Below are 26,314 nucleotides of genomic sequence, written 5' to 3' on the forward strand. Positions count from 1 at the left end.
TTCACCCCCCGTGGACGTACCCGGGTGGACAATTCCGGCATGACGACGCTCAGAGCATCCACGACGCCCGCGCTCGAAGACCGGATCACCGGCAGTCTCGTCGGCGCGGCCGTCGGAGACGCGCTCGGCGGCCCCGTCGAGGGCTACACCCCCGAGCAGATCATGGACCGGCACGGCGGCCGGGTGTCCGGCATCGTCGGCCCGTGGAACGAGGACTGGCGTACGGCGCGGCCCATCGCCCCGTACCACAAGGGCGACGGCCACGTCACCGACGACACCTTGATGACGCACGCGCTGGTGCGGGTGTACGCCACGGTCCGCGACCACCTCGACGCGTACGCCGTGGCCGACCTTCTCGTCCCCGACCTGATCTCCACACCGCGCTGGATCCCGGAGCTGGAGGCGGAGGCCCTGCCGCTCCAGCGGATCTTCCTGGCGGAGAAGTGGCTCGTCGCGCGTATCCACTACGGGCATGTGGACCCCCGCGAGGCGGGCGCCGGGAACATCGTCAACTGCGGTGCGGCGATGTACATGGCGCCGGTGGGCCTGGTCAACGCGGCGAACCCCGCCGCCGCGTACGCGGAGGCCCTCGACGTCGCCGGCGCGCACCAGTCCAGTTACGGCCGTGAGGCGGCCGGGGTCCTCGCGGCCGCTGTCGCGGCGGCGTGTGCGCCGGGCGCGACGCCGACGAGCGTCGTGGACGCGTGCCTCGCGCTCGCCAAGGACGGGACGCGCGCCGCGATCGAGGCGGTGTGCGAAGTGGCCGCCGCCCATGAGGACTTCGAGCCGGCGCTGCGTCCGCTGCGGGAGGCGGTCGCGCCGTTCGACACGGTGGGTCCCGACTACCGCGCCCCCTCCCTCGGCGCGCGCCGGCCGTCCCGGCTGCACTCCATCGAGGAACTGCCCGTCGCGCTCGGCATGTTGCTCATCGGCGACGGCGACTTCCGCCGTACGGTGCTCGGCTCGGTCAACTACGGCCGCGACTGCGACTCGATCGCCACGATGAGCGGGGCGGTGGCCGGGGCGCTGTCCGGCGGGGCGACGATCCCGCCGGACTGGTCGAAGCGGGTCTCGGAGGCGAGCCGGCTCGATCTGCACGGCCCGGGGGGGACGCTGACGGAGGTGGCGTACGAGGTGTTCGCCCGGGACACGGAGCGTCGCCGCGCCCACGAGTCGGCGTTCGCCGAGCTGACGGTGGGGCGATGACGGAGCCGTTGCGGGTGACCTGGGTCCAGCCGGAGGACCTGCTGGGCCACGAGCTGCGCCAGGCGGCCGAGGACGGGCGCGACGCGGCGGCGGCGGCCGCCACCTGGTACGCCGCCGGCGGCCCCCCGTCGCCGCCGCGCGCGGGCGCGTCCACACCCCCGGCGCCCCCGGAACTGCGCGCGCTGGCCCTGACGCTGCTGTCCCGACTGGCGGACCTGCCGGGCCCGTTGGCGGAGAGCGAACCGACGGAGCTGCCCGAGATCGTCCGAGCACGCGGGGGCGGATGGCCGGCCGCCGAGCCGACCACACCCACGGCGCGGGCGAGACCGGACGCGACCACAACACCGCGAGCCACGCACGGACAGGGGTCCGGGGGCCCGCCCCCGATTCGGGGAAGAGGCGGGAGGGGGGAAACCCTCGGCACCCACCAGCTGCACGCCGCCTGGCTCGGCCGCGCCGCGGGGTGCCTCCTCGGCAAACCCGTCGAGAAGCTCACCCTCCCCGCCATCCGCGCACTCGCCCGCGCCACCGGCAACTGGCCCCTGAACAGCTGGTTCACCGCCGAGGGCGTCCCGGCGGACCTCGCCGCCGCGCACCCCTGGAACCGGCGTTCCGCCGCGAACTCACTCGCCGAGAACATCGACGGCATGCCCGAGGATGACGACCTCAACTACCCCTTGCTCAACGTGCTGTTGCTCCAGCGGTACGGCCGCGGCTTCCGCACCGCGGACGTCGCCCGGCTCTGGCTCGACCAGCTGCCCGCCGGGCGTACGTTCACCGCGGAGCGCGTCGCGTACCGCAATCTGCTCTCGGGGATCGAGCCCCCGGACACGGCCCGGCACCACAACCCGTTCCGGGAGTGGATCGGCGCGGCGATCCGCGCGGACGTGCACGGCTGGACGCACCCGGGCGACCCCGCGTCGGCCGCCGAACAGGCCTACCGGGACGCGACGCTGACGCACACCGCCAACGGTGTGTACAGCGCGATGTTCGTCGCGGGCACGATCGCCGCGGCGGGCGGCGGCGCGGACGTGCACGCCTCTCTGCGCGCCGGCCTCGCCGTCGTACCCCCGCGCTCACGACTCGCGGAGGCCGTCCGCCACGGGATCGGGACCGCCCGCGCCCACAATGACTTCGACACCGTCGTCGACCGACTGCACGCCGCCCACGGCCACCACCACTGGGTCCACGCCATTCCCAACGCCGCGCTCGTCGCCGCCGCGCTCACCCACGCCGACGGCGACTTCACCGGCTCCATCTGCCGCGCCGTGTCCGGCGGTTGGGACACCGACTCCAACGGCGCGACGGCCGGCTCCGTCGCCGGTCTGCTCGCCGGGCACCCGGACCGGCTGCCCGAGCGGTGGACGGCTCCGCTCAAGAACCGCCTCGCCACCTCCGTCGTCGGCTTCGACGGCACCGGCTTCGACGAACTCGCCCGACTCACCCAGGAGGCACTCCGCCCATGACCGGCATCGTGGTGCTCGGCAGCACCAACATGGACCTCGTCGCGTACGTCGCGCGGGCCCCGAAGCACGGGGAGACCGTCACGGGCCGTGAATTCCGCACGGTCCCCGGCGGCAAGGGCGCCAACCAGGCCGTGGCCGCCGCCCGCGCCGGTGGCGACGTGGCGATGATCGGCGCGGTCGGCGACGACGAGTTCGGCGTACCGCTCCGGCACACGCTCACCTCGTCCGGCGTGGACACCGATCTCCTCCACACCGCCGAGGGGCCCTCCGGCACGGCCCACATCGTCGTCGACGACGAAGGCGGCAACGCGATCGTCGTCATCCCCGGCGCCAACGGCACCCTCACCACGCTCGGTCCCGGCGAGGAGACGCTCATCAGCACCGCCACCTCCCTGCTCCTCCAGCTCGAACTCCCCCTGAGCGTCGTCCTCGACGGCGCGCGGGCGGCGAGGCGGCACCGAGTGCGGACGATCCTCACCCCCGCCCCCGTCCAGCCGCTGCCGCCCGAACTCCTCGCCGCCACCGATCTGCTGGTCCCCAACGAGCACGAGGCCGCGGAGCTCACGGGCGTCGCGGACCCGCACGAGGCGGCGAAGGTGCTGCTCCGGCAGGTCCCGGAGGTCGTGATCACCCTGGGCGCGGCGGGCTGTCTGTACGCGGCGCGCGACGCGGGGCCTGTCACCGTCCCCGCGCCGAAGGTCACCGCCGTGGACACGACGGCCGCCGGTGACACCTTCGTCGGCGCGCTGGCCGTGGCGATCGGCGAGGGACTTCCGATGCCGGAGGCGACGCGCTGGGCGTCGGCCGCCGCCGCGCTCTGCGTACAGCGGCACGGGGCGTCCACGTCCATGCCGTACCGCTGCGAGATCGACGAGGCCGCCTCATGACCGACGCCACCGGCACGGGCACCGACCCGAAGGCCCCCTCCGCCCCCGCCGCTCCCCCGCTGGACGGTCTGCGCGTCCTCGACCTCGCCACCCTCTTCGCCGGCCCGCTCGCCGCCACGATGCTCGGCGACTTCGGCGCCGAGGTCATCAAGGTCGAGCACCCCACCCGCCCCGACCCCTCGCGCGGGCACGGTCCCGCGAAGGACGGCGTCGGCCTCTGGTGGAAGATCCTTGGCCGCAACAAGCGCACCATCACCCTCGACCTGTGCAGCCCGCCCGGCCGGGACGTCCTGCTGCGGCTGGCCGCCGGCGCGGACGTGATCGTGGAGAACTTCCGCCCCGGCACGCTGGAGAGATGGGGCCTCGGCTGGGCCGAACTCTGCGCCGTCAACCCCCGGCTGGTCCTCGCCCGGGTCACCGGCTTCGGGCAGTTCGGCCCGTACTCCCGGCGCCCCGGCTTCGGCACGCTCGCCGAGGCGATGAGCGGCTTCGCCGCCATGACCGGCGAGCCCGAAGGGCCGCCGACGCTGCCGCCGTTCGGTCTGGCCGACTCGATCGCCGCGCTGGCCACCGCGTACGCCGTGATGACCGCGCTCAACGGCCGGGCCGCGTCGGGCCGGGGCCAGGTGGTCGACCTGGCGATCATCGAGCCGATCCTGACGGTGCTGGGGCCGCAGCCGCTCTGGTACGACCAGCTCGGCTACGTACAGCCCCGTACCGGCAACCGCTCCCGTAACAACGCCCCCCGCAACACCTACCGCACCGCCGACGGCTCCTGGCTCGCGGTCTCCACCTCCGCGCAGTCGGTCGCCGAGCGCGTCATGCGGCTGGTGGGCCGGGAGGAACTGGTCGAGGAGCCGTGGTTCACCACCGGCAGTGGGCGGGCCGACCACGCGGACGTGCTGGACGAGGCGGTCGGCGGCTGGATCGCCCGGCGTTCACGCGACGACGTGATGGCCGCGTTCGAGAAGGCGGACGCGGCCGTCGCCCCCGTCTACGACGTCCGCGACGTCATGGACGACCCGCAGTACCGGGCGCTGGACACCGTCACCGAGGTCGCGGACCCGGACCTCGGGCCGATCCGCATGCAGAACGTCCTCTTCCGGCTCTCCGAGACCCCCGGGGCCATCCGGTGGGCCGGCCGTGCGCACGGCGCCGACACGGACGCGGTCCTGGGCGAGCTGGGCCTCTCCGCTCCGGAGATCGCGGCACTGCGTGAGGAGGGCGCGCTGTGAGCCGCCCCGCGCCCCATCCGCCGCGCACGCCGCACACCGTGCCCGCCGGGGGGCCGCTCTACCCGACGCACCCGACGCACGCCCCGCTCACCTGGCTGTACGTGCCCGGGGACCGGCCCGACGTCGTACAGAAGGCGCTCACCTCCGGCGCCGACGCGGTGATCGTCGACCTGGAGGACGCGGTGGCCGCCGACCGCAGGGAGTACGCGCGGGCCGCGACCGCCGATCTGCTGGCCTCCCCAGGCCCCACGCCGGTCCATGTCCGTATCGCGGGCGACGACGACATCCCCGTGCTGGCCGGCCTCCCCGGCCTGGCCGGGCTGCGGCTGCCGAAGGTCACGCACGCGTCGGACATCCGCCGGGCCGCCGCCAGGGCCCCGGGCGCCCCGCTGTACGCGCTGCTGGAGTCAGCCCTCGCCATCGAGAACGCCCACGCCGTCGCCGCGGCCCATCCCGCCGTGCGCGGTATCGCGCTCGGTGAGGCGGACCTCCGCGCCGATCTGGGGGTACGGAACGACGCCGGGCTCGACTGGCCGCGCAGCCGCATCGTGGTGGCGGCGCGGGCCGCCGGTCTGCCGGCGCCCGTCCAGTCGGTCTTTCCCGACGTGCGGGACCTGGAGGGGCTGGCGGCCTCCTGCACGCACGGCCGATCCCTCGGCTTCTTCGGGCGGTCCGCGATCCATCCACGCCAGCTGCCGGTGATCGAGCGCGCGTATCTCCCCACGGCGCGTGAGGTCGAGTCCGCCGCGGAGATCGTCGAGGCGGCGGCGGAGGACGCGGGGGCGCTGGCGCTGCCGGACGGGCGGTTCGTGGACGCGGCGATCGTGGCGGCGGCGCACCGCACGCTCGCCCTGGCCGCCCGCGGGCAGGGCGTCTTTCTGGACTGACGCCCGTCCACCGGCGCGCGGCTGTCGCGCGAAAGGGCCGCCGGACCCCTGAGGAGGTCCGGCGGCCCTTTCGTGGCTCCGGTGGCTTTCCCGGCGCGGCGCGCGTCAGACGTTCTTGGCCGCCGCGGTGTCGGAACTGCTCTCGGCGTCCGGATCGGCATCCGCACCGGCCCCGACGGTCTCGGGCTCGTCGCCCTTCTTGATCCCGACCTTGGCGTCGCCGTCCCGCGCGCCGTCCTCGGTCTTGTCCTCGCCGTCCTTCGTACCCTTCGCGTCCTTCGCGCCCTTCGCGTCCTTGCGGAGCGTCTCGCGGTCCGGCTCGACGAGCTCCTCGCGCCCCGGCCTGATCCGCGCCGAGATCACGATGTACGCCACCGCGAGGACGAAGACGACGATCGCCGTCCACACGTTGAGGCGGAGCCCCAGCACGTGGTGCGCCTCGTCGACGCGCATGTACTCGATCCAGGACCGGCCCACGCAGTACGCGGCGACGTAGAGCGCGAAGGCCCGTCCGTGGCCGAGCCTGAAGCGGCGGTCGGCCCAGACCACGAGCAGCGCGACACCGACGCACCACAGCGACTCGTAGAGGAACGTCGGGTGGTACGTACCGCCCTCGCGGTTCACCCCGTCGGAGATCTCCACGGCCCACGGCAGATCGGTGGCCTTGCCGTACAGCTCCTGGTTGAACCAGTTGCCCCAGCGCCCGATGGCCTGGGCGAGCACGATCGCGGGTGCGATGGCGTCCGCGTACGCCGGCAGCGGGATGCCCCGGCGGCGACAGCCGATCCACGCGCCGACGGCGCCGAAGGCGATCGCGCCCCAGATCCCGAGGCCGCCCTCCCAGATCTTGAAGGCGTCGACCCAGTTCTTACCGTCGCTGAAGTACAGCTGGTAGTCAGTGATCACGTGGTAGAGCCGGCCGCCGACAAGTCCGAAGGGCACGGCCCAGACGGAGACGTCGGCCACGGTGCCGGCCTTGCCGCCGCGGGCGATCCAGCGCTTGTTGCCGTACCAGACGGCGACGAAGACACCGAGAATGATGCAGAACGCATAGCCGCGCAGCGGAAGTGGTCCGAGATGGATCACGCCGCTCGACGGACTGGGGATATAGGCAAGTTCCATGGCGGTTCCGACGCTACCGTGCCGGGCGGGGCCTACGGCAACCCGCCCGGCAACGTCCTGATAACGAGCACACGCGAATAAGCCCCCGTCCGGCCCGCCGGCTCAGGAGGGGGAGGCCCCGGTCCCGGGCGGCGTCGCCGGTGCGGTGCCCGGCTGCTTGCCCTTGTTGGCCTCCCTGACCCACCTCTTGAAGTTGTCGGGAGTGATGTTCTCGTCGCCCTTCTTGGGGAAGACGGATTCACCGTTCAGCAGGACGGTCGGCGTGCCGCTGAAGCCGCCGTTCTGGAACGCCGTATTCGAATTCACCACCCATTTGTCGTGCTTGCCGTCCTCGACGCACTGACGGAAGCCGGGGGCCGCCTCCAGGCCGTCGACCTTGCCCGCGAGCTCCAGCAGCCGCGCGTTGTCCGCGTAGGCGTCGTCGGACTCCGGCGGCTGGTTCTGGAACAGCGTGTCGTGGTACGGCGCGAACTTGCCGACGTCCTGGGCGCACGCCGCCGCGTTGGCCGCGCGCAGCGAGCCGGTACCGCCCATGTTGCCGTCGATGATCGTGGCGAGGTGGTAGTCGACCTTGAGCTGGCCGTCGGTCTCCAGCTCCTTGACCGTGTCCCGGAACGCGTTCTCGAACTGGGCGCAGGCCGGGCAGCGGAAGTCCTCCCACACGGTGAGGGTCGACGGGGCGTCGGCCTTGCCCACGGGGATTGACAGCTCGTCCTTGCCCTGCGCGCCCGACGGGGCGAGAACGGGGCCCGCCGCGCCTCTGTCGCCCTTGTCCTTGTTCGCGTCATTGGCGACGAGTCCGATCGCCGCCGCCACGCCCAGCACGCCCACCACCGCCGCCGAGACGACGAGGGTGCGCCTGCGCCGCTCCCGCCTCTTCTCCTGCTCACGCTGCTCCTGGAGCCGCTCTCTGGCGCTCCGCTTTGCCTCACGGTTCTTCTCGCTCACGCCTCAGCAACGAACCGGGGAGGCGCGTACGCACCTCCCCGGTCCCATGTCCACCCGTACGAGCTACCCCAGCCGTCAGCGCTTGCGAACGCCTTCCGCCAGGTCGGCGGCGAGCGCGCGGACCGCGGCCAGCCCCGCCCCGGCGTCGGGCACGTCCAGCATCAGCTTGACGAAGGCCGAGCCGACGATGACGCCGTCGGAGAACGAGGCGACCTCGGCGGCCTGCGCCGCGTCGGAGACCCCGAGCCCGACGCACAACGGCAGATCGGTGGTGGCGCGGGTCCGCCGCACCAGGTCCTGGGCCTGCGCGCCCACCGACCGGCGGGTGCCGGTGACGCCCATCAGGGAGGCGGCGTAGACGAATCCGGAGCCGACGGAGGTGATCTTCGCGAGCCGGTCGTCCTTGCTGCTGGGCGCGACCACGAAGACGGTGGCGAGGCCCTGCTTCTCGGCATGCTGCCGCCACACGTCGGACTCCTGTACGGGCAGGTCGGGCAGGATGCACCCGGCGCCGCCCGCCTCGGCCAGCTCGGTGGTGAAGCGCTCGACGCCGTACCGGTCGATCGGGTTCCAGTACGTCATGACCAGCACGGGCTTCCCGGTGGCCTCGTACGCCTCGCGGACCGTGCGCATCACGTCCGCGATCTTCACGCCGCCCTTGAGGGCGATGTCGTCGGCGGTCTGGATGACGGGGCCGTCCAGCACCGGGTCGCTGTGCGGCAGCCCGATCTCGACCACGTCGGCGCCGCCGTCGAGGACGGCCTTCACCGCCTCGATGCCGCCGTCCACCGTCGGGAATCCGGCCGGCAGATAGGCGATGAGCGCGGCGCGCCCCTCGCTCCGCGCGGCCGCGAGGGTGTCGCTCAACAGCTGGATGTTCCCGCTCACTTGGCGCTCTCCTCGTCGTACAGCCCGAAGTAGCGGGCGGCGGTGTCCATGTCCTTGTCGCCACGCCCGGAGAGATTGACCACGATCAGGCCGTCCTCCCCCAGCTCACGGCCGACCTCCAGCGCCCCGGCGAGCGCGTGCGCGCTCTCGATGGCCGGAATGATGCCCTCGGTGCGGGAGAGCAGCAGCAGGGCCTTCATCGCGCCGTCGTCGGTCACGGCGCGGTACTCGCCGCGTCCGCTGTCCTTGAGATACGCGTGCTCGGGGCCGATGCCGGGATAGTCGAGTCCGGCCGAGATCGAGTACGGCTCGGTGATCTGGCCCTCCTCGTCCTGCAGGACGTAGGACCGCGAACCGTGCAGGATGCCGGGCTCGCCCGCGCTCAGTGTCGCGGCGTGCTCGCCGGTGGCGATGCCGTGACCGGCGGGCTCGCAGCCGACCAGCCGTACGGCCTCGTCGGCGAGGAACGCGTGGAAGAGACCGATCGCGTTGGAGCCGCCTCCCACGCAGGCGACGGCCGCGTCGGGCAGCCGGCCCGCCCGCTCCAGGATCTGGCGGCGCGCCTCGACGCCGATGACGCGGTGGAAGTCCCGCACCATCGCGGGGAAGGGGTGCGGCCCGGCGACGGTGCCGAACAGGTAGTGCGTACGGTCCACGTTGGCGACCCAGTCGCGGAACGCCTCGTTGATGGCGTCCTTCAGGGTGCGGCTGCCGGACCTGACCGGGACGACCTCGGCGCCGAGCATCCGCATGCGGGCGACGTTCAGCGCTTGGCGCTCGGTGTCGATCTCGCCCATGTAGATGGTGCATTCGAGTCCGAACAGCGCGCAGGCGGTCGCGGTGGCGACACCGTGCTGTCCGGCGCCGGTCTCGGCGATGACGCGGGTCTTGCCCATGCGCTTGGTGAGCAGCGCCTGGCCGAGCACGTTGTTGATCTTGTGCGACCCGGTGTGGTTCAGGTCCTCCCGCTTGAGGAAGACCCGGGCGCCGCCGGCCTCCTCGGCGAACCGGGGGACCTCGGTGAGGGCGCTGGGGCGGCCGGTGTAGTTGACCATGAGGTCGTTGAGTTCGTCGGCGAAGGCGGGGTCTCCCTTGGCCTTCTCGTACTCGACGGCGACCTCGTCGACGGCGGCGACGAGCGCCTCCGGGATGAACTTGCCGCCGTACGCGCCGAAGTAGCCGTCGGTGTTCGGGCTCAGGCCCTCGGGGTCGGGAATGAAGAACCCGGAAGCACCGGAAGAACCGGAAGGAATGGGGGAAGCGGACGTCACGGATGATCTCCTCATGACAAGCGACGGGTGGGGTGCACCGTGGGCGCCATGGGCGAGGCGGCCCCGTGACCGGCGTGGCCGGGAGGGGCGCGGGTCGTGGACCGGTCCTTCGGGCGCGTCACCGCCGCGCGACGACGTGTGCACGCCGTCCACGCGGGCCGCGCGGCGGTTGTCCGCCTACGCGCGGTGGTCGCGGTCGGAAGGGCCTCGCCGGAGCGCGGCCCGGGGCCATCGCATCCCGTTGACCTGACCGGGTTCGTCACCGATCACGTACCGCACCCGCCGGCCGTGCACCCGCCTGGCCGGGGCCCGGCAGCCGCGCGGCCGGCACCCGCGCGCCAGCGGCGCGTGGGGCGCGGGCACGGCGGCCGGGCGTCCGGAGGCGGGGACGGGCATCGGGGGTCAGCTCCGCCCGTGCCGCAGGGCCGGGTGGGCTCCGGCGGCGACGAGGTCGGCCACCGCCCCCTTCGGGTCGCGCCCGGTGACCAGGGACTCGCCGACGAGCACCGAGTCGGCGCCCGCGTTGGCGTACGCGATGAGGTCGTGCGGTCCGCGCACCCCGGACTCGGCGATCTTGACGATGCCGTCCGGGATCTCGGGGGCGAGCCGCTCGAACGTGCCGCGGTCGACCTTCAGCGTCTTCAGGTCGCGCGCGTTGACGCCGATGATCCGCGCGCCGGCGTCGACCGCGCGCTCGACCTCGTCCTCGTCGTGCACCTCGACGATCGGGGTGAGTCCGATGGACTCGGCGCGCTCGATGAGCGAGACGAGCGCGGGCTGCTCCAGGGCGGCGACGATCAGCAGGGCGAGGTCGGCGCCGTACGCGCGCGCCTCCCACAGCTGGTACGCCGTGACGATGAAGTCCTTGCGCAGGACGGGGATGTCGACCCTGGCCCGCACGGCTTCGAGGTCGGCGAGAGAGCCGCCGAAGCGTCGCTGCTCGGTCAGTACGGAGATGGCGGCGGCGCCGCCCGTCTCGTAGTCGGCGGCCAGTCCGGCGGGGTCGGCGATCGCGGCGAGCGCGCCCTTGGAGGGGCTGGAGCGCTTGACCTCGCAGATCACCGTGACACCTTCGCCGCGCAGTGCGGCGACGCCGTCCTTGGCCGGCCGCGCCTTGCCCGCGCGCTCCTTGAGCTCGTCGAGGCCGACGCGCGCCTGCCGCTCCGCGAGGTCGGCGCGTACGCCTTCGATGATCTCGTCGAGCACACTCACGCGAGCGGCCCCCTTCCGGGAACGGTGTCGGATTCGGCCATGGATCAGGATCAGCCATGTCGATGGTATCCGGAGGAGGGCCGAGCGCCCGCATCCGCCGGTCCAGCCTCCCACCACCTGGCACTTCACGGGGCGAGCGACGAGCCGAAAGGAAGGTTTCGTACCACCGTGAAGACCACGACGACCGCACCGACGGCCCATCCCGTGAAGGGTGGCACCGAGACACGCGGGCGTGTTCCGCGAGCGACGAGAATCAGCCAGATCAGCCAGACCGCCGCGAAGATCGCGTAGCCGGCGACGGCGAGCGCGTTGGAACCGAGGGCTCCGGCGATGTCGCCGTGCGCGACGGCGTGCGCGCTGCGCAGACCGCCGCAGCCGGGGCAGTAGAGGCCGGTCATGCTGAGCAGCGGGCAGACGGGGTAGTGGCCGCTCTCGTTGGGGTCGACCAGGCCGACGTAGGTGAAGGCGGCGACGACGCCGGCGAGCGTGCCCAGCGGGGCGAGGAGCCGCCGGGCGCGGGTCGCCGGAGCGGGTGCCGGGGGCGGCGCGGCGGGTGCAGGCATGGCGTCCACCGGGTGATTGTCCCCCGTGGCGGCACGAGAGCGCAGCCCGGCCCTTCACGCCGGCCGCCGAGTGGGGCCGTACGTACGACGAAGGCGCAGCCCGGCGGTGGCGGGGCTGCGCCTGGTGTCGCTGTGCGGCGTACGTTCCCGTACGGCCGCGGGCGTGTCGGTTACGCGGTCTGCTTGGCCGGCTCCGGGCCCGTCTGGGCGACCTGCGGCTGACCGGTCGGGTGGCCCTCGCCACGCTCCACGGCCTCGCGCTCCTCACGGTCCAGGGACGCGCGGGCGGCCTCCACCCGGGCCTGCTTGGCCGCTTCGGACTCCTTCACCGCGCCGAGGCCCGCGGCCCGCATGGCGAGGCCGACGATGCCGCCGAGGAGGACGACCGCGAGGCCGCCCACGAACCCGATGGGGTCGGCAGCCACCATGAAGACGCCTGCGATGCCGAAGCCGATGACAGAGATGGTGACACCGGTCCAGGCGGCCGGGGTGTGTCCGTGGCTGCTGCCCGCCATGAATTCGCTCCTCGTTTGCTGATGTGCTGCGCCGGTGTGCTGCTGTGGCGCCGGGGTCGCGCGCCGGCTGAGCCGAACGCTCACCGTTCATTGTCCCGCACCCCTCGGCGTTCCCCGTCGCAGGGGGTCACCGCGTCAGCCCGTCGGGTCCTCGCCCCGGTCCAGGGCCTTCCAGATGTCCTCGGGCCGGTCGGGGTCGGCAGCGGGCCCGGTGGCCTTGGCGGGCCTGGCGGACGGCTTGCGGACGCGGGCGGCCCGGGGGGTGCCGTCGCGCTCGTAGCGGCCCGACATGGTGGGCCAGTGTGATCCGTATCGCAGTGCCAGCAGCCCGGCGAGGAGGATCAGTACACCGCCGGCCGCTGTCACGTAGGGCCAGGCGGTGTGGGTGAGGGCGTCGACGGTCGCGGCGGTGTCGCCGGTCGTGCGCGCGGCCTCGTCGTTGAGGGCCGAGCTGTCGCTCGCGCCGATCAGCGCGGCGAGGGCGGCGCCCGCGCCGCTGAGGGCGAGCAGCGCGGAGACCAGCAGCCGGCCGCCCGTACGGACGGCGAAGACGGCGACGAGCGCGGCGAGGCCCGCGATGGCGAGCGCGGCGGGGACGCCGGTGATGTCGCGGCCACCGGCGTGGAGCGACACGATGCCGCCCGCCACGGCGGCGCTGCCGTCGGCCCAGGTCTGGCCGGAGGCGATCAGCACCACGGCGGAGCCGGCGGCGCCGAGGAGGAGGGCGATGCCGAGACTGCGGACGGCGCGCCTTCTCGTGGCGTCCGCCGTGGTCTCGGCGCGGGGCTGGGGAATCGGTACGGCACTCACCCGCCCCACTATCCCCTACCGCTCCCGCTCCGCCTCGGACGGGCCCGTCCAGGGGGCTCTCAGCCGGTTCGCGGTGTGGACCGCGCGCAGTACGGCGGCGGCCTTGTTGCGGCACTCGGTGTCCTCGGCGACGGGGTCCGAGTCGGCGACGACGCCCGCGCCCGCCTGTACGTAGGCGGTGCCGTCGCGGAGCAGGGCTGTGCGGATGGCGATGGCGGTGTCGGAGTCGCCGGCGAAGTCGAGATAGCCGACGCAGCCTCCGTACAGACCACGCCGTGAGGGCTCCAGTTCGTCGATGATCTGCAGGGCGCGGGGCTTCGGGGCGCCGGAGAGGGTGCCGGCGGGGAAGCAGGCGGTCAGTACGTCGAAGGCGGTACGGCCTTCGGCCACCTGGCCGGTGACGGTCGAGACGATGTGCATGACGTGCGAGTAGCGCTCGACGGACATGAAGTCGACGACCTCGACGCTGCCGGGTTCGCAGACCCGGCCCAGGTCGTTGCGGCCGAGGTCGACCAGCATCAGGTGCTCGGCGCGTTCCTTGGGGTCGGCGAGCAGTTCGTCGGCGAGGGCCTGGTCCTCCTGCGGGGTCGCGCCGCGCGGGCGGGTGCCGGCGATGGGGTGGACCATCGCGTGCCCGTCCTCGACCTTGACCAGCGCCTCCGGGCTGGAGCCCACGACATCGAAGCCGTCGAAGCGGAAGAGGTACATGTACGGGCTCGGGTTGGTGGCCCGCAGCACCCGGTAGACGTCGAGCGCGCTCGCCTCGCAGGGGGTCTCGAACCGCTGCGAGGGCACGACCTGGAAGGCCTCGCCCGCCCTGATGCGCTCCTTGATGTCCTCGACGGCCTCCTGGTAGGCGACGCCGCCCCAGAGCGCCGTGTACGGGGGCAGTTCGGACGGCGGCAGCGCGGTGGGGAGGCTGTCCACGGGGCGGGCCAGGTCCCGTTCCATCGCGTCGAGCCGGCCGACGGCGTCCGCGTAGGCCTCGTCGACGCCCGTGTCGAGGTCGTTGTGGTTGATCGCGTTGGCGATGAGCAGGACGGTGCCCGAACGGTGGTCCAGCACGGCGAGGTCGGAGGTGAGCAGCATCGTCAGCTCGGGCAGCCGCAGATCGTCGCGCGCGTGGTCGCCGATCTTCTTCTCCAGCCGGCGCACCACGTCGAAGCCGAGGTAGCCGACCATGCCGCCGGTGAAGGGCGGGCTGTCGCCCTCGCGGTCGTGCGGGGTGTGCAGGGCCTCCACCGTGGCGCGCAGGGCGACCAGCGGGTCCCCGTCGACGGGGACGCCGACGGGCGGGGTGCCGAGCCAGTGGGTCTGCCCGTCCCGTTCGGTGAGGGTGGCGGCGGACCGGACGCCCACGAACGAGTAGCGCGACCAGGAGCGGCCGTTCTCGGCGGATTCGAGGAGGAACGTCCCCGGGCGTTCGGCGGCGAGCTTGCGGTAGAGGCCGACGGGGGTGTCGCCGTCCGCGAGGAGCCTGCGGCCGACCGGGATGACACGGCGGTCGACCGCCAGCTTGCGGAAGGTGTCGAGATCCATGGCAGCGGAGCCTAGTCGGCGGCGGGGCCCGTCGTGGGCGCCGATGGCCGGAGGGTGTCGGCGTCGAAGCAGGTCCGGTCGCCGGTGTGACAGGCGGCGCCCACCTGGTCGACCTTGACGAGCACGGTGTCGGCGTCGCAGTCGAGCGCCACCGACTTCACGTGCTGGACATGGCCGGACGTGTCCCCCTTGGCCCAGTACTCGCGGCGGCTGCGGGACCAGTAGGTGGCGCGCCCGGTGGTGAGGGTCCGGTGCAGGGCCTCGTCGTCCATCCAGCCGAGCATCAGCACCTCGCCCGTGTCGTACTGCTGGGCGACGGCCGGAATCAGCCCGTCGGCGCCGCGCTTGAGCCGGGCGGCGATGGCGGGATCGAGGCCACTGGTGGGGCCTGGGCCCCCGGTCGCGCTGGTCATACGGCCCATTGTGCCGCGCGTGTCGCGTCGCGGGCCGCGGGCGTCCACTGGGCGGACGGCGCGCGGCGGTCGTACGCTGGCACGTATGTCGACCCATGCGAAGCGTGAACGACTCCTGCTCGCCGACCTGTTGGAGTCGGCGGGCCCCGACGCCCCGACCCTGTGCGACGGCTGGACCGCCCGGGATCTCGCGGCCCATGTGGTGGTGCGTGAGCGCCGCCCGGACGCGGCGGGCGGATCGGTCATCGGACCGCTCAGGAACCGGCTGGAGCGGGTGCAGGGCGAGTACGTGGCGAAGCCGTACGAGGAGCTGATCCAGCTCATCCGTACGGGGCCGCCCCGGATGTCGCCCTTCGGTATCAAGCAGCTCGACGAGGCGGCGAACACCGTCGAGTACTACGTCCACGCCGAGGATCTGCGGCGGGCGCAGCCCGACTGGACGCCCCGCGAGCTCGACAAGGTGTTCTCCAACACCCTGTGGGCGCGGCTGGAGAAGGGCGCCCGGTTGATGGGCCGCAAGTCGCCGGTGGGGCTGGTGCTGCGCCGCCCCGACGGGCAGACGGCGGTGGCGCACCGGGGCTCTCCGGTGGTGACGGTCACGGGGGAGCCGGGCGAGCTGCTGCTCTTCGTCTACGGCCGGCAGGACGCGGCCCGGGTGGATGTGGAGGGCGACAAGGACGCGATCGACAAGCTCCAGCGGGCGAAGCTCGGGATGTAGGCCGTTTCAGGCCGCTGGGTCCGCCGGGGCCGCTCGGCCGCCGGGCAGTTCGGCGCGGCGCAGGCCGGCGAAGGCGAGGCCCAGCGCGCCGCCCGCCGCGCAGACGGCGGCGCTGACGACGAAGACCGGGCCGGTGCCCCAGAGCCCCACGGCGGCGCCGGTCACCGGGTAGCTCAGCGGCGCGATGCCGAGGGTGAACAGGGTGGCCACGGATGTCACCCGACCGAGGTACGCGGGTTCGGTGACGGTCTGCGTCAGCGCCCCGCAGAGTCCTCCGCCGAGCCCGGCGAGCAGCCCGACGAAGAGGCCCGCGACGGCGGCGAGGGCGACAGTGGGCACGAAGGCGATGGCGCCGACGGCGAACGCGCCCGTGACTACGGACAGGCACAGGACGAGTCCCGCGCGCGGGAGGCGGCCACGGACCGCGAGCAGCAGGGAGGCGGCGCCCGCGCCGACGCCGAAGGCGGCGACGATCCAGCCCATGCCGCCGGCGCCCCAGCCCCGGTCCTGGGCGAGCAGGACGAGGCCGAGGTTGAGCGGGCCGACGAAGCCCAGCTCACTGAGGGCGATGACGAGCATCAGCGGGGCCAGGACGCGGTGGCGGCGGATATGCCGCAGCCCGTCGGTGAGTTCGCCCCGGGCGCCGGCTCGCGAGGGTCCGGCGTGGCCGGCCGTGTCGGTGGGCAGGGGCGCGACGCGTACGGCGACGAGCAGCACCAGCGAGACGGCGAAGAGCGCGCCCGCCGCCGCGAACGCGGCCGCCGAGCCCCCGAACGCGACGAGGAGCCCGCCGAGCGGCGCCCCGGTCACGTTGGCCACGCGCGCCGCGAGACCGCGCAGCCCCTGGACCCGGGCGAGCTGTCCGGAGGCGGTGATCCGCGGCGGCAGGGCGCCGACGGCGGGCAGGAACAGGGCGTCCACGACGCCGAAGACGAGAGCCACGGCGATCAGCAGCCAGAGGCCGGGCGCGCCGAGGAGCAGGACCGCGGCGATGGCGAGGATCACCACGCAGCGCGCGGCGTCGCTGCCGATGACGACCCTGCGCGGGCCCCACCGGTCGGCGAGCACTCCCCCGCCGAGCATCAGGACGGCCCGTGGCACGGCGCCGACGGCCAGCACGAGTCCAGCCCGGGTGGGGTCCCCGGAGCGGGCCGCGGCCCAGGCCAGGGCCATGTAGTACAGGCTGTCGCCGACCATCGACACGGTGTACGCGGCGAGCCAGCGCAGGACGTTGGCGTCACGGTGCGCGGGCCGCTCGGGGGCGGATGCCGATATCGCGGGTGGAGAGACGGCCGGGTGCGCGGACATGAGGGCGGCGGACCTTCCGTCAGGCCGTAGGGGCGGCCGGTACCGGCGGGCCCTGCAGGATGCGCAGGCCCACCTCGACCAGGAGCCGTCCCAGCCGGCGTCGCAGCCGGCCCGGGGGACGCGCCGCGGCGCCGGCCGGCCCCGACCGGGCAGCTTCCGCACGGAGTTCGGCGGCGCGCAGGGCGTGCGGCGTCAGATGTACGTCGGTGTGCACGGCGTGGGCTCCTCTCGGAGGACGGGAAGGATGTGCGGGGCTACTGGCGGAACGGGAATCCGTACAGGTGGAACGCGACGTTCTCGCGCCCTTCGGTGTCACCGGCCTCCTCCGCGGCCCGGCCGGCCTCCTCGTACCGCTTGACCAGTTCGTGCATCTCACGGCTGAGCCCGGCCAGTTCCCCGGCGGTGAGCCGGGACAGGTACTCGCTGCTGAACGAGGCGCCGCGCCACTCGGGAGCCCAGGCCGACTGGCTGTCGAGGTAGCTCCGGTAGAGCTCCGAGCGCTGCTCGAACGACAGCCGGCCGACGGCCGCGTGGGTCGCGACGGCCTCGGGCGCGTCCCGGAAGTCCTCGTCGCGGAAGCTCAGCCCCTCGGACGCGGGCTGCCACCAGCGCTCGCGGCCGTCCTTCCCGTGACCCGGCGCCTCCTCGATCAGGCCGTAGTCGGCGAGTTTGCGCAGGTGGTAACTGATCAGCGAGACGGCCTCGTTCACCTGCTCGGCGAGCTGCGACGCGGTGGCGGCGCGGGCGACGTAGAGCGCGCGGTAGAGCTTCATCCGCAGGGGGTGGCCGAACGCCTTGAGGGTGGCCAGGTCGTCGATTCTGCGGGATTCCTTGGCTGCCATACCGACCACCATAGATACGCAAGGAAAGTTGCACAATATTGGTTGCGCAATAAATCCTGCGGATTGGAGGACGGGCGGGCGGCGCCGGGCGGAGCGAGGAGCCTGGGGCGTCAGATGTCGAGCAGCCGCCTGGCCGTCAGCGCGAGGGAGATCTCGACCACGTCGGCGGGCCGCGCCAGCGAGCGGCCGGTCAACTGCTCGAACCTGCGCAGCCGGTTGAGGACGGTGTTGCGGTGGCAGTAGAGGCGAGTACCGGCGCGCTGCGCCGAACCGTCCGCCTCCAGCCAGGCCCTGAGCGTGTCGACAAGCAGGTCACGGTCGGCCGGGTCGAGCCGGTCCAGCGGACCGAGCACCCGCTCGGCGAGGGCCGCGCCCAGCCGGGACGAGGAGACGACCAGCGCGGCCGGCAGGTGTTCGTCCAGCAGGACGACGCCGCCGCCGCGCGGGCAGGCACGCAGCGCGGTCTCGGCGAGCCCGCGGGCCTCGCCGAGGGCGGCGAGCCCGGTGACGGCCGAGCCGATGCCGACGCGGGTACCGGCGGGCACCGTCAACTCGGCCGCGAGCGCGACCAGTTCACGGTCGTCGCGGCGTGCGCCCTCGTCCGGGGGCTCGTTCGCCAGCAGGACGACGAGATGCTCGACGACCTGTTCGGCGCCCTGCGCGACGTGCCGCAGCGCGCGTGTCCCCGGCGGCGGAACCACCACGGGGCCCGCGACACCCGCCGCTCCGGAGGCGGCCACCACGACGTAACGCCCCTCTTCGGGCAGTTCCAGCATCGCCGCGGCGTCGGGGATGTCGGCGATGCGCGCGGTGCCGTCGAGGAGCGCCGCGACCGTCAGCCGCTGCTGGTTCTCGCGGCGCCAGGCGAGCCGGCGCTCGGTCGCCCGGTAGGCGTCGGCGACGAGGCCGCAGTGCTCGTCCACGAAGCTCCAGACGTCGGCCGCGACATGGACGAGGAGCCGGATGTCCTCCGGGTCGCGCCGGGTGGTCTCGTCCACCAGCCCCTGCCACACCATCGCGCCGCCGAGCCGGAACGCGTGCAGCAACGCGTCGAGCGGCAGCCCCTGTTCGGCCCGGCACTCGCCGATCCGCCACGACAGACGGCACGCGGCCTCGCGCGATTCCCGGGGCCGGATCAGGGAGCCGACGCTGAGCCGAAGCGAGCGGTTCGCCTCGTGCCAGATCTCGGCGGCGTCGGCCTCGATCGCCGCCCGGTAGGCCGGCTCCTTCTCGCGGAGCGCGGCGACCAGCCGGTGCGTCAGCCCGGAGAGGTCGTCCATGAGCGCCTGCGCGGCCCGGTGCAGTACGGCGACGGCCTCGGCGTCCGCCAGGGAGCGGGTGGGCCGGGACGCGACGGAGGAAGCGACGGGCGAGGTGACGGGTGACGCGTGCGGCGCCCTGACCCGCGAGCGCACGACATACGGCATGGCGGCCTCCACCGGGAGTCGGTTCGCTCCGGCGCGGCGGAGTGCGGCCGGCCCGCGCCGGATCTTCCTGAGCCCGCAGAATGGCATACCGGCCGGTCGGTACCTAGGGGTTTGCCGCATTCTCCTCATCACGGTCCAGCAACCGCGCCAACTCCGTCCGAGAACGCACCCCCAACACGGCGAAGACGTTACGCAGATGGTGGTCGACCGTGCGTGGGCTCACCGAGAGCCGCACCGCCACCTCCCGGTTGGTCGCGCCCTCCGCCACGTACCGGGCGACCCGCCGCTGCTGGGCGGTCAGCAGGTCCACCGGCCCGGAGCCGGCCACCGACTCCCCCGCCGCCCGGAGTTCACCGGCCGCGCGCTCGGCCCAGGCCCGCGCCCCGCACCGCTCGAACGCGACGAGCGCGTCCCGCAGCGGGTCACGCGCCTCGCGGGTCCGCCGCTGCCGCCGCAGCCACTGGCCGTACAGCAGCTCCGTACGGGCGCGTTCGAAGTCGCCGCTCGACCGGGCGTGGTGGGCGAGCGCCTCCTCGTACCGCGCGGCTGCCTCCTCCGGCGGGGCCAACAACGCCTGGCAGCGGGCCAGTTGGGCCGGGGCCTGCGGATCGGCCGTCCACCCGGTCCACGCCGTGAACTCCTCGACCACGGCACGCGCCTCCTCGCCCCGGCCCGCCAGGACCGCCGCCTCCACGAAACACGGCACGGCGAGCATCAGCGCGGCGAAGTGGCCGCGCCGGGGGCCCCTGAGCACCAGGGGCGCGAGCCGTGCGGCGGCTCGTGTGTGCCGGCCCGCGGCCAGGTCCGCGCGGGCCACCGCCCAGGTGGCGAGGGTGGCTGCCTGGCCGAGGCCGTGCGGCCCGGCGTCGGCCGCCGCCGACGCGGCGTGTTCCGTGCAGGCGGCGAAGTCGCCTTCCACCGAGGCCGCCATGGCGAGTACGGCGTGCAGCGCGGCGGCGGCGTTGCGCTGCCCCAGCCGGTCGGCGACACGCAGCCCCTCGTAGGCGTGGACGCGGGCCCGCGCGTGGCGGCCCGCCCGCAGTTCGCCGTACGCGAGGTGCTCCAGGGCCTGCGGCAGCAGCGCCTCGGGGCCGTGGGCGCGTACGGCGGCCAGCGCCCGCGCGCCCGCGCGGCACGCGGCGTCGACCTCGCCGAGGACCAGGGCGGCGATGCCCGGCCGCAGCAGAGCGGCGGGATCGCCGGTGCTGTCGGCGGTGGCGTCACCCAGTTCGACGCAGCCGCGCAGCAGGGCCCGCCCCTCGTCCGTACGGCCGTCGAGTACGGCGCACATGCCCGCGCGGAAGTGGTCGAGCGCCGGATCGAGCGCCCGGCGCGTGGTGCCGGGGCCCCCGATCCGGCTCATGGCCCGCAGATAACCGGGCACGTCGCCGGCGACCCAGGCGGCCTCCGCCGCGCCGAGCAGGGCGCCGACGGCGCGCGCCTCGTCCTGCGGCGCGAGCAGTTCGGCGGCGGTGAGCAGGACCTCTCCCGCGTCGGCGGCGGGTCCGTCGCGCAGGGCGATCAGCCCGCGCACGTAGTGGGCGCGGCCGGGCGCGGGCTCGGTGCGCACCCGGGTCAGCAGCGCGCGGGCGCGTCCCGGGTCACCGGCCAGCCAGGCGTGTTCGGCGGCGGCGGCGAACCGCTCGCCGCGCAGGGCCTCGTCGGTCGACAGCGTCGCGGCCCGGGTGAGGGCGGCGGCGCGGTCGGCGTGCGGGCGGGGCGGTCCCGCCGCGCGGGCCAGGGCCTCGGCGAGCGCCGGGTCGTGCCCGGTGGCCGCGCAGGCACGCTGGACGAGCCGTGGCAGCGTCCGGTGCGGTCCGTCGAGCACCGCGGCCAGGAGCCGGTGCACGGCGCGGCGACGGGAGAGCGGGGCGCGGCGCAGCAGAGCCCGGCGCAGCAGCGGCTGGGCGAAGTGGACGCGATCGCCGTCGAGCCGTACGGCGCCCAGCGTCTCGGCGAGGCTCAGCCGCCCCGGGTCGACCCCGGCGAGCCGTCCGGCGCGCAGCAGGAGCCCCGCGTCCGCTCCTGTTCCCTCGGGTTCGTGCTCCTCCGCGGCCGCCGCCAGCAGCAGGAGGAGCCGGGTGTCGTCGGGCAGCCCGTCGACATGCGCCGCGTAGGCGTCGAGCACGCTCTCGCCGCCGCTCAGGGGCTGCGGCAGCCCGCCCCGTCCGGCCAGTTGGTCCTCGGTGAGGCGGGCGGCGAGCGCGGTGAGCAGCCGGGGGTTGCCCGCGGCCTCGCGCAGCAGTTCCTCCCGTACGCCGGGATCGGCCCGGCCACCGGTCAGCCGGTCGAGCAGCGCCCGGGACGCTGAGCGGTCGAGCGGTCCGAGACGGAGGGCGGGCAGAGCGGTGAAGTCCCGCTCCCCGGCGTGCTGTTCGGCGGCGGTGAGCAGCACGGCGACCCCGCGTGCGGGGCTCAGCCGGCGGATCGCGAAGACGAGCGCCGCTCTCGACCCCGCGTCCCAGGCATGCGCGTCGTCGACGCAGACGAGCAGGGGGCGGAGCGCGCCGAGGGTGGTCAGGAGGTCGAGCAGGGCGGTGGGGGCGGTGTCGGGGCGTGCGACGCCGACGGCGGGCGGCGGCAGCGGTCCGGGCGCCGAGCAGAGGAGGGTGTGCAACCCGCTGTAGGGCAGCAGGCGTTCGGCGGGGGCGGCGGTCGCGTGCAGCAGGACCGGAGTGCCGCGGCCGGTGCCGGGGGCGCGGGTGCCGGGGGCGCGGGTGTCGGCGGCGTGGATGTCGGCGGCGTGGATGTCGAGGGGGTGGGTGTCGTGGGCGTAGGCGTTGAGGGCGTGGCGCAGGAGCGCGGTCCGGCCGAGCCCCGGCGCCCCGGTCAGGACGAGGGTGCCCCCGAGGCCGGCCCTCAGCCGGGTCAGCAGCGTTTCCAGGATGGCGAGTTCACCGCTGCGGCCGTACAGCCGGAGCGGACTGCGAACGGTCGTCGATGGGTTCACGTCCGGCACGTTACTGCCGCGTAAACAAGCCCGGAAGGCTCACGTCCAGGGGCCTTGCCCCGGACGGCCGGGCGTGGGCGGCGACCCAGCGGGCGGGCCCCCGTACTGTGCGCGCGCACAGTACGGGGGCCGGGATCACCTGCGGGCGCGGTCTCCGCGGAGCGGGGTCAGCCCAGCGGGCAACTCCCCCGGTACTCCTCGATGGTGAGACTCGGCCGGGGCAGCGGGCACAGGAACTGCTCGAAGCGGGTGTCGTCGTCGATGAACCGCTTCAGCCACGAGATGCTGTATTTCGCGATCGTCGTGTTGGACGTGTTGGGCGTGAAGTGCGAGGCGCCGTTGAGCTCCAGATACGCCTTGTCGAGCGAGCCGGGCAGCGACTCGTAGAACGGCTCCGAGTGCGTGGCGACGGGGGCGACCGTATCGCCGTCGGCGCCGACGACCAGGGTGGGCGTCCGCAGCTCGGGCCAGGACTTGTCGGTGTTCCAGCCGGTCAGCGGGATCGCCGCCTTCAGCGAGGTACGGCTCTTGGCGGCCTCCAGCGTGCCGCCGCCGCCCATGGAATGGCCCATGACACCGAGCCGTGCCGCGTCGATGCGGGTGCGGACCGTGCTGCGCTGCGTCAGGTAGTCGAGAGCGGCGAGGAGTTGACGGCCCCGGCTGTCGGGCTGGTCCAGGGTGGTGTTGGTGTCGATGGTGAAGACGACGAAGCCCTGCGAGGCGAGTCTGGGACCGAGCCACGCCATGCTGGACTGCGTCGCGGTGAAGCCGGGGGCGACGGCCACCGCGCCGAAGGTGCCGTCCGCCGTGGACGTCGGGTAGTAGATGGTGCCGCCGCCGAAGCCGGTGACACCGAGCGAGGAGACGCTGGTCTGCGAGACGGCGTACGAGCCGCGAGCCGCCTCGATGCTGGACGTGGTCGGGTCGGGGCCGCGCTCGTACGGGTTGGCGGCGGCGGCCTCGGGGGCGCCGGGGGCCGCCTGTGCGCCGGGGACGAGCCCGCCGAACAGGGCGGCGGTCGCGGCGCCGGCGGTCAGGGCGACGCTCCAGGTACGCGACCGCGAACGGGCGGGGCGGGAAGAGGTGGAGAGGGAAGCGCGGCTGCGGCCCGCCGGGCTGTCGCCGGTGGAGTGTTGCTGCACGAGGGGGGTCCTCTCGGTGGGGGCGGCACCGTCGTACGAGGACCGGACCCGTCGTCCTGGGCCGGGGACCCGCCGGATGGCGACCGCCGTACTGGCTGACGGGAACCACCCTCCCGCCGCCAACCCCCCTCACGCATCGGCGAGTTCGCCGGTCTTGACCGCGAACTGCCCCGGAATGGATCGTTCCGGGGCAGTGACGTGGCCGCCGAGTGGCTCAGCGCACCGCGTGGCCCGTGTCCCGCAGTTCCTTCTTGACCTGGGAGATCCGCAGATCGCCGAAGTGGAAGACGGAGGCGGCCAGTACGGCGTCCGCGCCGGCGTCGACGGCCGGCGGGAAGTGCGCCAGCTTGCCCGCGCCGCCCGAGGCGATGACCGGGACCGTCACATGCCCGCGTACGGCCGCGATCATCTCCGTGTCGTAGCCGTCCTTCGTGCCGTCCGCGTCCATCGAGTTGAGCAGGATCTCCCCGGCGCCCAGTTCGGCGGCGCGGTGCGCCCACTCCACGGCGTCGATGCCGGTGCCCCGGCGCCCGCCGTGCGTGGTGACCTCGAAAGAGCCCTCCGGCGTACGCCGCGCGTCGACCGACAGGACGAGCACCTGGCGGCCGAAGCGCTCGGCGATCTCCCGGAGGAGGTCGGGGCGCGCGATGGCGGCCGTGTTGACGCCGACCTTGTCCGCGCCCGCCCGCAGCAGCTTGTCGACGTCCTCGGTGGTACGGACGCCGCCGCCGACCGTGAGCGGGATGAAGACCTGCTCGGCGGTGCGGCGCACCACGTCGTACGTCGTCTCGCGGTCCCCCGACGAGGCGGTGATGTCGAGGAAGGTGAGCTCGTCGGCGCCCTCGGCGTCGTACAGCCTCGCCATCTCGACGGGGTCGCCCGCGTCGCGCAGATTCTGGAAGTTGACGCCCTTGACGACCCGGCCGTTGTCCACGTCCAGGCAGGGGATGACTCGGACGGCGAGGCTCATGCCGGGCCTCCGGAGGGTGCGCGGAAGGCCTCGACCTCGACCTCGACGACCAGGCTGGGGTCGATGAGACCGGCGACGACGATCATCGAGGCGGCGGGCCGTACGGCGCCGAACGCCTCCTTGTGGGCACGGCCGACGTCGTCGGCGTCCCCCGCGTGCGTGAGGTACATCCGGGTGCGGACGACGTGTTCGGCGCCGAGGCCGAGGTCGCCCAGCGCCTTGACGGCGACGCCGAAGGCGGTGACGGCCTGTTCGTAGGGGCCGCCCTCGGCGATCCGCCCGTCGACGACCGAGGTGCAGCCGGAGACGAGGACGAGACCGCCGGGCAGTTCGACGGCGCGGGAGTAGCCGTAGGTGTCCTCCCAGAGGCCGTCCGAGGCGATACGGCGTACGCCGCCGGAGGCGTTCGCGCTCGTGTGCGGGGTAGCCGGGGTCTCGCTCATCGGGCCACCTCCGCGAGCGCCTCTTCCAGTGTGAACGCCTTCGCGTACAGGGCCTTGCCGATGATCGCGCCCTCGACGCCCACGGGCACCAGCGAGGCGATCGCGCGCAGGTCGGCGAGCGAGGAGACGCCGCCGGAGGCGACGACCGGCCGGTCGGTGGCCGCGCACACGCTCTTCAGCAACTCCAGGTTGGGCCCCTGGAGGGTGCCGTCCTTGGCGATGTCGGTGACGACGTAGCGGGCACAGCCCTCCGCGTCGAGGCGCGCCAGCGTCTCCCAGAGGTCGCCGCCTTCGCTGGTCCAGCCGCGCCCGCGCAGTGTCGTGCCGCGTACGTCGAGGCCGATCGCGATCCTGTCGCCGTACTCGGCGATGGCCTTGGCCGCCCACTCGGGCGTCTCCAGGGCCGCCGTACCGAGGTTGACGCGCGTGCAGCCGGTGGCGAGCGCCGCGGTGAGTGAGGCGTCGTCGCGGATACCGCCGGACAGTTCGACCTTGATGTCCATGGCGTCGGTGATCCCGGCGACCAGGTCCCTGTTGTCGCCGGTGCCGAACGCCGCGTCGAGGTCCACGAGATGCAGCCACTCGGCGCCCGCGCGCTGCCAGGCGAGTGCGGCTTCCAGCGGTGAGCCGTAACCGGTCTCGGAACCCGACTCGCCGTGCACGAGCCGCACGGCCTGGCCGTCGCGCACGTCGACGGCGGGGAGGAGTTCGAGCCTCGGTACGGAGGGGGAGGGGGGTGTGCCGGACATCAGAAGGTTCCGATCCAGTTGGACAGCAGCTGGGCTCCGGCGTCGCCGGACTTCTCGGGGTGGAACTGCGTGGCCCACAGTGCACCGTTCTCCACGGCGGCCACGAACGGCTCGCCGTGCCGGGACCAGGTGACCTTCGGAGCGCGGATCTTGGGGTTCGAGACTTCGAGGGTCCAGTCGTGGACGGCGTACGAGTGCACGAAGTAGTAGCGCTCGTCGGCGTCGAGCCCGGCGAAGAGCTCGCTGTCAGCCGGCGCCTCGACGGTGTTCCAGCCCATGTGGGGGACGGTAGGGGCGGTGAGCGGGCCGACGGTGCCCGGCCACTCGTCGAGCCCTTCGGTCTCCACTCCGTGCTCGATGCCGCGCTCGAAGAGGATCTGCATGCCGACGCAGATGCCCAGTACGGGGCGGCCGCCCGCGAGCCGGCGGCCGACGACCCAGTCGCCGCGCGCCGCGCGGAGCCCTTCCATACAGGCGGAGAAGGCGCCGACGCCGGGCACGATCAGTCCGTCGGCGTTCATGGCCTTGTCGAAGTCACGGGTGATCTCGACGTCCGCCCCGGCGCGCGCCACGGCGCGCTCGGCCGAACGGACGTTGCCGAAGCCGTAGTCGAGGATGACGACGTTCTTGGTCATTCCCAGAGTCCCTGGATGCGGAGGATGCCGGCGAGGAGACAGAGCGCGGAGCAGATGCCGAGCAGGACGATGACGCCCGTGGGCTGTTTCTGTTTGGCGAAGGAGTACACGCCGCCGGCCAGGAACAGGCCGAGGACGATGAGGATGGTGTTGAGACCGGTCATGGGG

27 protein-coding genes and 1 pseudogene are annotated in these 26,314 nt (G+C 73.8%); 6 read left to right on the top strand and 22 right to left on the bottom strand.

The genetic code is table 11. The features are described 5' to 3' along the window. The first annotated feature begins 39 nt into the window (after positions 1–39). The 5 genes from IEY79_RS14375 to IEY79_RS14395 are packed head-to-tail and all read left to right on the top strand — an operon-like array spanning position 40 to position 5,681. Positions 40–1,206 (top strand): ADP-ribosylglycohydrolase family protein, encoded by a 1,167-nt coding sequence (locus tag IEY79_RS14375; RefSeq protein ID WP_189107840.1) that lies wholly within the window; start codon positions 40–42, stop codon positions 1,204–1,206. Then, positions 1,203–2,672 carry an ADP-ribosylglycohydrolase family protein gene (locus IEY79_RS14380; RefSeq protein ID WP_189107841.1) on the top strand — a complete coding sequence of 490 codons (1,470 nt, stop codon included), beginning with the start codon at positions 1,203–1,205 and terminating at the stop codon, positions 2,670–2,672. The genes IEY79_RS14375 and IEY79_RS14380 overlap by 4 nt, the downstream gene beginning before the upstream one ends. Continuing rightward, on the top strand, positions 2,669–3,559 hold the full coding sequence (gene rbsK / locus IEY79_RS14385) for a ribokinase (protein WP_189107842.1): 891 nt from the start codon (positions 2,669–2,671) through the stop codon (positions 3,557–3,559). The genes IEY79_RS14380 and rbsK overlap by 4 nt, the downstream gene beginning before the upstream one ends. After that, positions 3,556–4,794 (top strand): CaiB/BaiF CoA transferase family protein, encoded by a 1,239-nt coding sequence (locus tag IEY79_RS14390; protein ID WP_189107843.1) that lies wholly within the window; start codon positions 3,556–3,558, stop codon positions 4,792–4,794. Before rbsK ends, IEY79_RS14390 begins: the two co-directional genes overlap by 4 nt. Before the next feature lie 38 nt (positions 4,795–4,832). Then, positions 4,833–5,681, top strand: a complete 849-nt coding sequence (locus IEY79_RS14395) for an HpcH/HpaI aldolase/citrate lyase family protein (RefSeq protein ID WP_189108101.1) — start codon at positions 4,833–4,835, stop codon at positions 5,679–5,681. Positions 5,682–5,786: 105 nt separating this feature from the next. Here the strand turns inward: IEY79_RS14395 and lgt are convergent, their stop codons facing one another. The 11 genes and pseudogenes from lgt to hisI form a co-directional block, all read right to left on the bottom strand. Then, complete coding sequence (gene lgt, locus IEY79_RS14400; RefSeq protein WP_189107844.1) at positions 5,787–6,803, bottom strand: prolipoprotein diacylglyceryl transferase; 1,017 nt, start codon at positions 6,801–6,803, stop codon at positions 5,787–5,789. A 102-nt stretch (positions 6,804–6,905) separates the two neighbouring features. Continuing rightward, positions 6,906–7,751 carry a DsbA family protein gene (locus IEY79_RS14405; RefSeq protein WP_189107845.1) on the bottom strand — a complete coding sequence of 282 codons (846 nt, stop codon included), beginning with the start codon at positions 7,749–7,751 and terminating at the stop codon, positions 6,906–6,908. A 75-nt stretch (positions 7,752–7,826) separates the two neighbouring features. Next, positions 7,827–8,639 carry a tryptophan synthase subunit alpha gene (gene trpA, locus IEY79_RS14410; protein WP_189107846.1) on the bottom strand — a complete coding sequence of 271 codons (813 nt, stop codon included), beginning with the start codon at positions 8,637–8,639 and terminating at the stop codon, positions 7,827–7,829. Beyond that, positions 8,636–9,925, bottom strand: a complete 1,290-nt coding sequence (gene trpB / locus IEY79_RS14415) for a tryptophan synthase subunit beta (RefSeq protein WP_373292540.1) — start codon at positions 9,923–9,925, stop codon at positions 8,636–8,638. Before trpB ends, trpA begins: the two co-directional genes overlap by 4 nt. 162 nt (positions 9,926–10,087) lie before the next feature. After that, positions 10,088–10,306 (bottom strand): tryptophan biosynthesis modulator TrpM, encoded by a 219-nt coding sequence (gene trpM / locus IEY79_RS38195; RefSeq protein WP_308426670.1) that lies wholly within the window; start codon positions 10,304–10,306, stop codon positions 10,088–10,090. Positions 10,307–10,312: 6 nt separating this feature from the next. Beyond that, positions 10,313–11,122 carry an indole-3-glycerol phosphate synthase TrpC gene (gene trpC / locus IEY79_RS14420; RefSeq protein ID WP_189107847.1) on the bottom strand — a complete coding sequence of 270 codons (810 nt, stop codon included), beginning with the start codon at positions 11,120–11,122 and terminating at the stop codon, positions 10,313–10,315. A gap of 125 nt (positions 11,123–11,247) precedes the next feature. Then, positions 11,248–11,685, bottom strand: coding sequence for a DUF2752 domain-containing protein (locus IEY79_RS14425; protein ID WP_189108103.1), 438 nt, complete (start codon positions 11,683–11,685; stop codon positions 11,248–11,250). A gap of 275 nt (positions 11,686–11,960) precedes the next feature. Then, positions 11,961–12,200: pseudogene (locus IEY79_RS14430) on the bottom strand (HGxxPAAW family protein); the annotation flags it as partial. Between the two features lie 135 nt (positions 12,201–12,335). Next, on the bottom strand, positions 12,336–13,019 hold the full coding sequence (locus tag IEY79_RS14435) for a TIGR02234 family membrane protein (RefSeq protein ID WP_189107848.1): 684 nt from the start codon (positions 13,017–13,019) through the stop codon (positions 12,336–12,338). Between the two features lie 6 nt (positions 13,020–13,025). Then, complete coding sequence (locus IEY79_RS14440; RefSeq protein WP_189107849.1) at positions 13,026–14,549, bottom strand: anthranilate synthase component I; 1,524 nt, start codon at positions 14,547–14,549, stop codon at positions 13,026–13,028. An 11-nt stretch (positions 14,550–14,560) separates the two neighbouring features. Continuing rightward, on the bottom strand, positions 14,561–14,962 hold the full coding sequence (gene hisI / locus IEY79_RS14445; RefSeq protein WP_189107850.1) for a phosphoribosyl-AMP cyclohydrolase: 402 nt from the start codon (positions 14,960–14,962) through the stop codon (positions 14,561–14,563). An 85-nt stretch (positions 14,963–15,047) separates the two neighbouring features. Here hisI and IEY79_RS14450 point away from each other — a divergent pair, with 85 nt between their 5' ends. After that, positions 15,048–15,680, top strand: coding sequence for a TIGR03085 family metal-binding protein (locus tag IEY79_RS14450; RefSeq protein ID WP_189107851.1), 633 nt, complete (start codon positions 15,048–15,050; stop codon positions 15,678–15,680). Positions 15,681–15,686: 6 nt separating this feature from the next. On the opposite strand, the gene IEY79_RS14455 is transcribed toward IEY79_RS14450, so the two are convergent. From IEY79_RS14455 to IEY79_RS14505, 11 genes are all read right to left on the bottom strand, one after another. Continuing rightward, entirely contained in the window at positions 15,687–16,988 is a 1,302-nt protein-coding gene (locus IEY79_RS14455; RefSeq protein WP_189107852.1) for an MFS transporter, read from the bottom strand. A gap of 19 nt (positions 16,989–17,007) precedes the next feature. After that, entirely contained in the window at positions 17,008–17,202 is a 195-nt protein-coding gene (locus tag IEY79_RS14460) for a hypothetical protein (protein WP_189107853.1), read from the bottom strand. A 40-nt stretch (positions 17,203–17,242) separates the two neighbouring features. Then, on the bottom strand, positions 17,243–17,830 hold the full coding sequence (locus IEY79_RS14465; RefSeq protein ID WP_189107854.1) for an ArsR/SmtB family transcription factor: 588 nt from the start codon (positions 17,828–17,830) through the stop codon (positions 17,243–17,245). 110 nt (positions 17,831–17,940) lie between these two features. After that, entirely contained in the window at positions 17,941–19,257 is a 1,317-nt protein-coding gene (locus IEY79_RS14470; RefSeq protein WP_189107855.1) for a PucR family transcriptional regulator, read from the bottom strand. A gap of 103 nt (positions 19,258–19,360) precedes the next feature. After that, the gene (locus IEY79_RS14475) at positions 19,361–22,207 is read right to left on the bottom strand and encodes a helix-turn-helix transcriptional regulator (protein WP_189107856.1); all 2,847 of its coding nucleotides are present in this window, start codon (positions 22,205–22,207) and stop codon (positions 19,361–19,363) included. A 167-nt stretch (positions 22,208–22,374) separates the two neighbouring features. After that, the gene (bdeA, locus tag IEY79_RS14480; RefSeq protein WP_373292541.1) at positions 22,375–23,349 is read right to left on the bottom strand and encodes a bis(hydroxyethyl) terephthalate hydrolase; all 975 of its coding nucleotides are present in this window, start codon (positions 23,347–23,349) and stop codon (positions 22,375–22,377) included. Between the two features lie 214 nt (positions 23,350–23,563). Beyond that, positions 23,564–24,319 carry an imidazole glycerol phosphate synthase subunit HisF gene (gene hisF, locus IEY79_RS14485; RefSeq protein ID WP_189107857.1) on the bottom strand — a complete coding sequence of 252 codons (756 nt, stop codon included), beginning with the start codon at positions 24,317–24,319 and terminating at the stop codon, positions 23,564–23,566. After that, complete coding sequence (locus tag IEY79_RS14490) at positions 24,316–24,762, bottom strand: RidA family protein (protein ID WP_189107858.1); 447 nt, start codon at positions 24,760–24,762, stop codon at positions 24,316–24,318. The genes hisF and IEY79_RS14490 overlap by 4 nt, the downstream gene beginning before the upstream one ends. Continuing rightward, positions 24,759–25,511, bottom strand: a complete 753-nt coding sequence (gene priA / locus IEY79_RS14495; RefSeq protein ID WP_189107859.1) for a bifunctional 1-(5-phosphoribosyl)-5-((5-phosphoribosylamino)methylideneamino)imidazole-4-carboxamide isomerase/phosphoribosylanthranilate isomerase PriA — start codon at positions 25,509–25,511, stop codon at positions 24,759–24,761. The genes IEY79_RS14490 and priA overlap by 4 nt, the downstream gene beginning before the upstream one ends. Beyond that, the gene (gene hisH / locus IEY79_RS14500; protein ID WP_189107860.1) at positions 25,511–26,146 is read right to left on the bottom strand and encodes an imidazole glycerol phosphate synthase subunit HisH; all 636 of its coding nucleotides are present in this window, start codon (positions 26,144–26,146) and stop codon (positions 25,511–25,513) included. The genes priA and hisH overlap by 1 nt, the downstream gene beginning before the upstream one ends. Continuing rightward, positions 26,143–26,310 (bottom strand): CG2302 family histidine operon protein, encoded by a 168-nt coding sequence (locus IEY79_RS14505; protein ID WP_189107861.1) that lies wholly within the window; start codon positions 26,308–26,310, stop codon positions 26,143–26,145. Before IEY79_RS14505 ends, hisH begins: the two co-directional genes overlap by 4 nt. Positions 26,311–26,314: the final 4 nt, after the last annotated feature.

Source organism: Streptomyces camponoticapitis (assembly GCF_014646115.1).
GTDB lineage: Bacteria > Actinomycetota > Actinomycetes > Streptomycetales > Streptomycetaceae > Streptomyces > Streptomyces camponoticapitis.

Excerpts from the sequence above, each read along its gene's own strand:
- IEY79_RS14375 (WP_189107840.1), top strand. The coding sequence starts at position 40 with ATGACGACGCTCAGAGCATCCACGACGCCCGCGCTCGAAGACCGGATC.
- trpM (WP_308426670.1), bottom strand. The coding sequence starts at position 10,306 with ATGCCCGTCCCCGCCTCCGGACGCCCGGCCGCCGTGCCCGCGCCCCAC.
- IEY79_RS14505 (WP_189107861.1), bottom strand. The coding sequence starts at position 26,310 with ATGACCGGTCTCAACACCATCCTCATCGTCCTCGGCCTGTTCCTGGCC.
- IEY79_RS14425 (WP_189108103.1), bottom strand. The coding sequence starts at position 11,685 with ATGCCTGCACCCGCCGCGCCGCCCCCGGCACCCGCTCCGGCGACCCGC.
- hisH (WP_189107860.1), bottom strand. The coding sequence starts at position 26,146 with ATGACCAAGAACGTCGTCATCCTCGACTACGGCTTCGGCAACGTCCGT.
- lgt (WP_189107844.1), bottom strand. The coding sequence starts at position 6,803 with ATGGAACTTGCCTATATCCCCAGTCCGTCGAGCGGCGTGATCCATCTC.
- rbsK (WP_189107842.1), top strand. The coding sequence starts at position 2,669 with ATGACCGGCATCGTGGTGCTCGGCAGCACCAACATGGACCTCGTCGCG.
- priA (WP_189107859.1), bottom strand. The coding sequence starts at position 25,511 with ATGTCCGGCACACCCCCCTCCCCCTCCGTACCGAGGCTCGAACTCCTC.
- trpB (WP_373292540.1), bottom strand. The coding sequence starts at position 9,925 with ATGAGGAGATCATCCGTGACGTCCGCTTCCCCCATTCCTTCCGGTTCT.
- IEY79_RS14470 (WP_189107855.1), bottom strand. The coding sequence starts at position 19,257 with ATGCCGTATGTCGTGCGCTCGCGGGTCAGGGCGCCGCACGCGTCACCC.
- hisI (WP_189107850.1), bottom strand. The coding sequence starts at position 14,962 with ATGACCAGCGCGACCGGGGGCCCAGGCCCCACCAGTGGCCTCGATCCC.
- IEY79_RS14380 (WP_189107841.1), top strand. The coding sequence starts at position 1,203 with ATGACGGAGCCGTTGCGGGTGACCTGGGTCCAGCCGGAGGACCTGCTG.
- hisF (WP_189107857.1), bottom strand. The coding sequence starts at position 24,319 with ATGAGCCTCGCCGTCCGAGTCATCCCCTGCCTGGACGTGGACAACGGC.
- IEY79_RS14450 (WP_189107851.1), top strand. The coding sequence starts at position 15,048 with ATGTCGACCCATGCGAAGCGTGAACGACTCCTGCTCGCCGACCTGTTG.
- IEY79_RS14390 (WP_189107843.1), top strand. The coding sequence starts at position 3,556 with ATGACCGACGCCACCGGCACGGGCACCGACCCGAAGGCCCCCTCCGCC.
- IEY79_RS14465 (WP_189107854.1), bottom strand. The coding sequence starts at position 17,830 with ATGGCAGCCAAGGAATCCCGCAGAATCGACGACCTGGCCACCCTCAAG.
- IEY79_RS14440 (WP_189107849.1), bottom strand. The coding sequence starts at position 14,549 with ATGGATCTCGACACCTTCCGCAAGCTGGCGGTCGACCGCCGTGTCATC.
- IEY79_RS14490 (WP_189107858.1), bottom strand. The coding sequence starts at position 24,762 with ATGAGCGAGACCCCGGCTACCCCGCACACGAGCGCGAACGCCTCCGGC.
- IEY79_RS14455 (WP_189107852.1), bottom strand. The coding sequence starts at position 16,988 with ATGTCCGCGCACCCGGCCGTCTCTCCACCCGCGATATCGGCATCCGCC.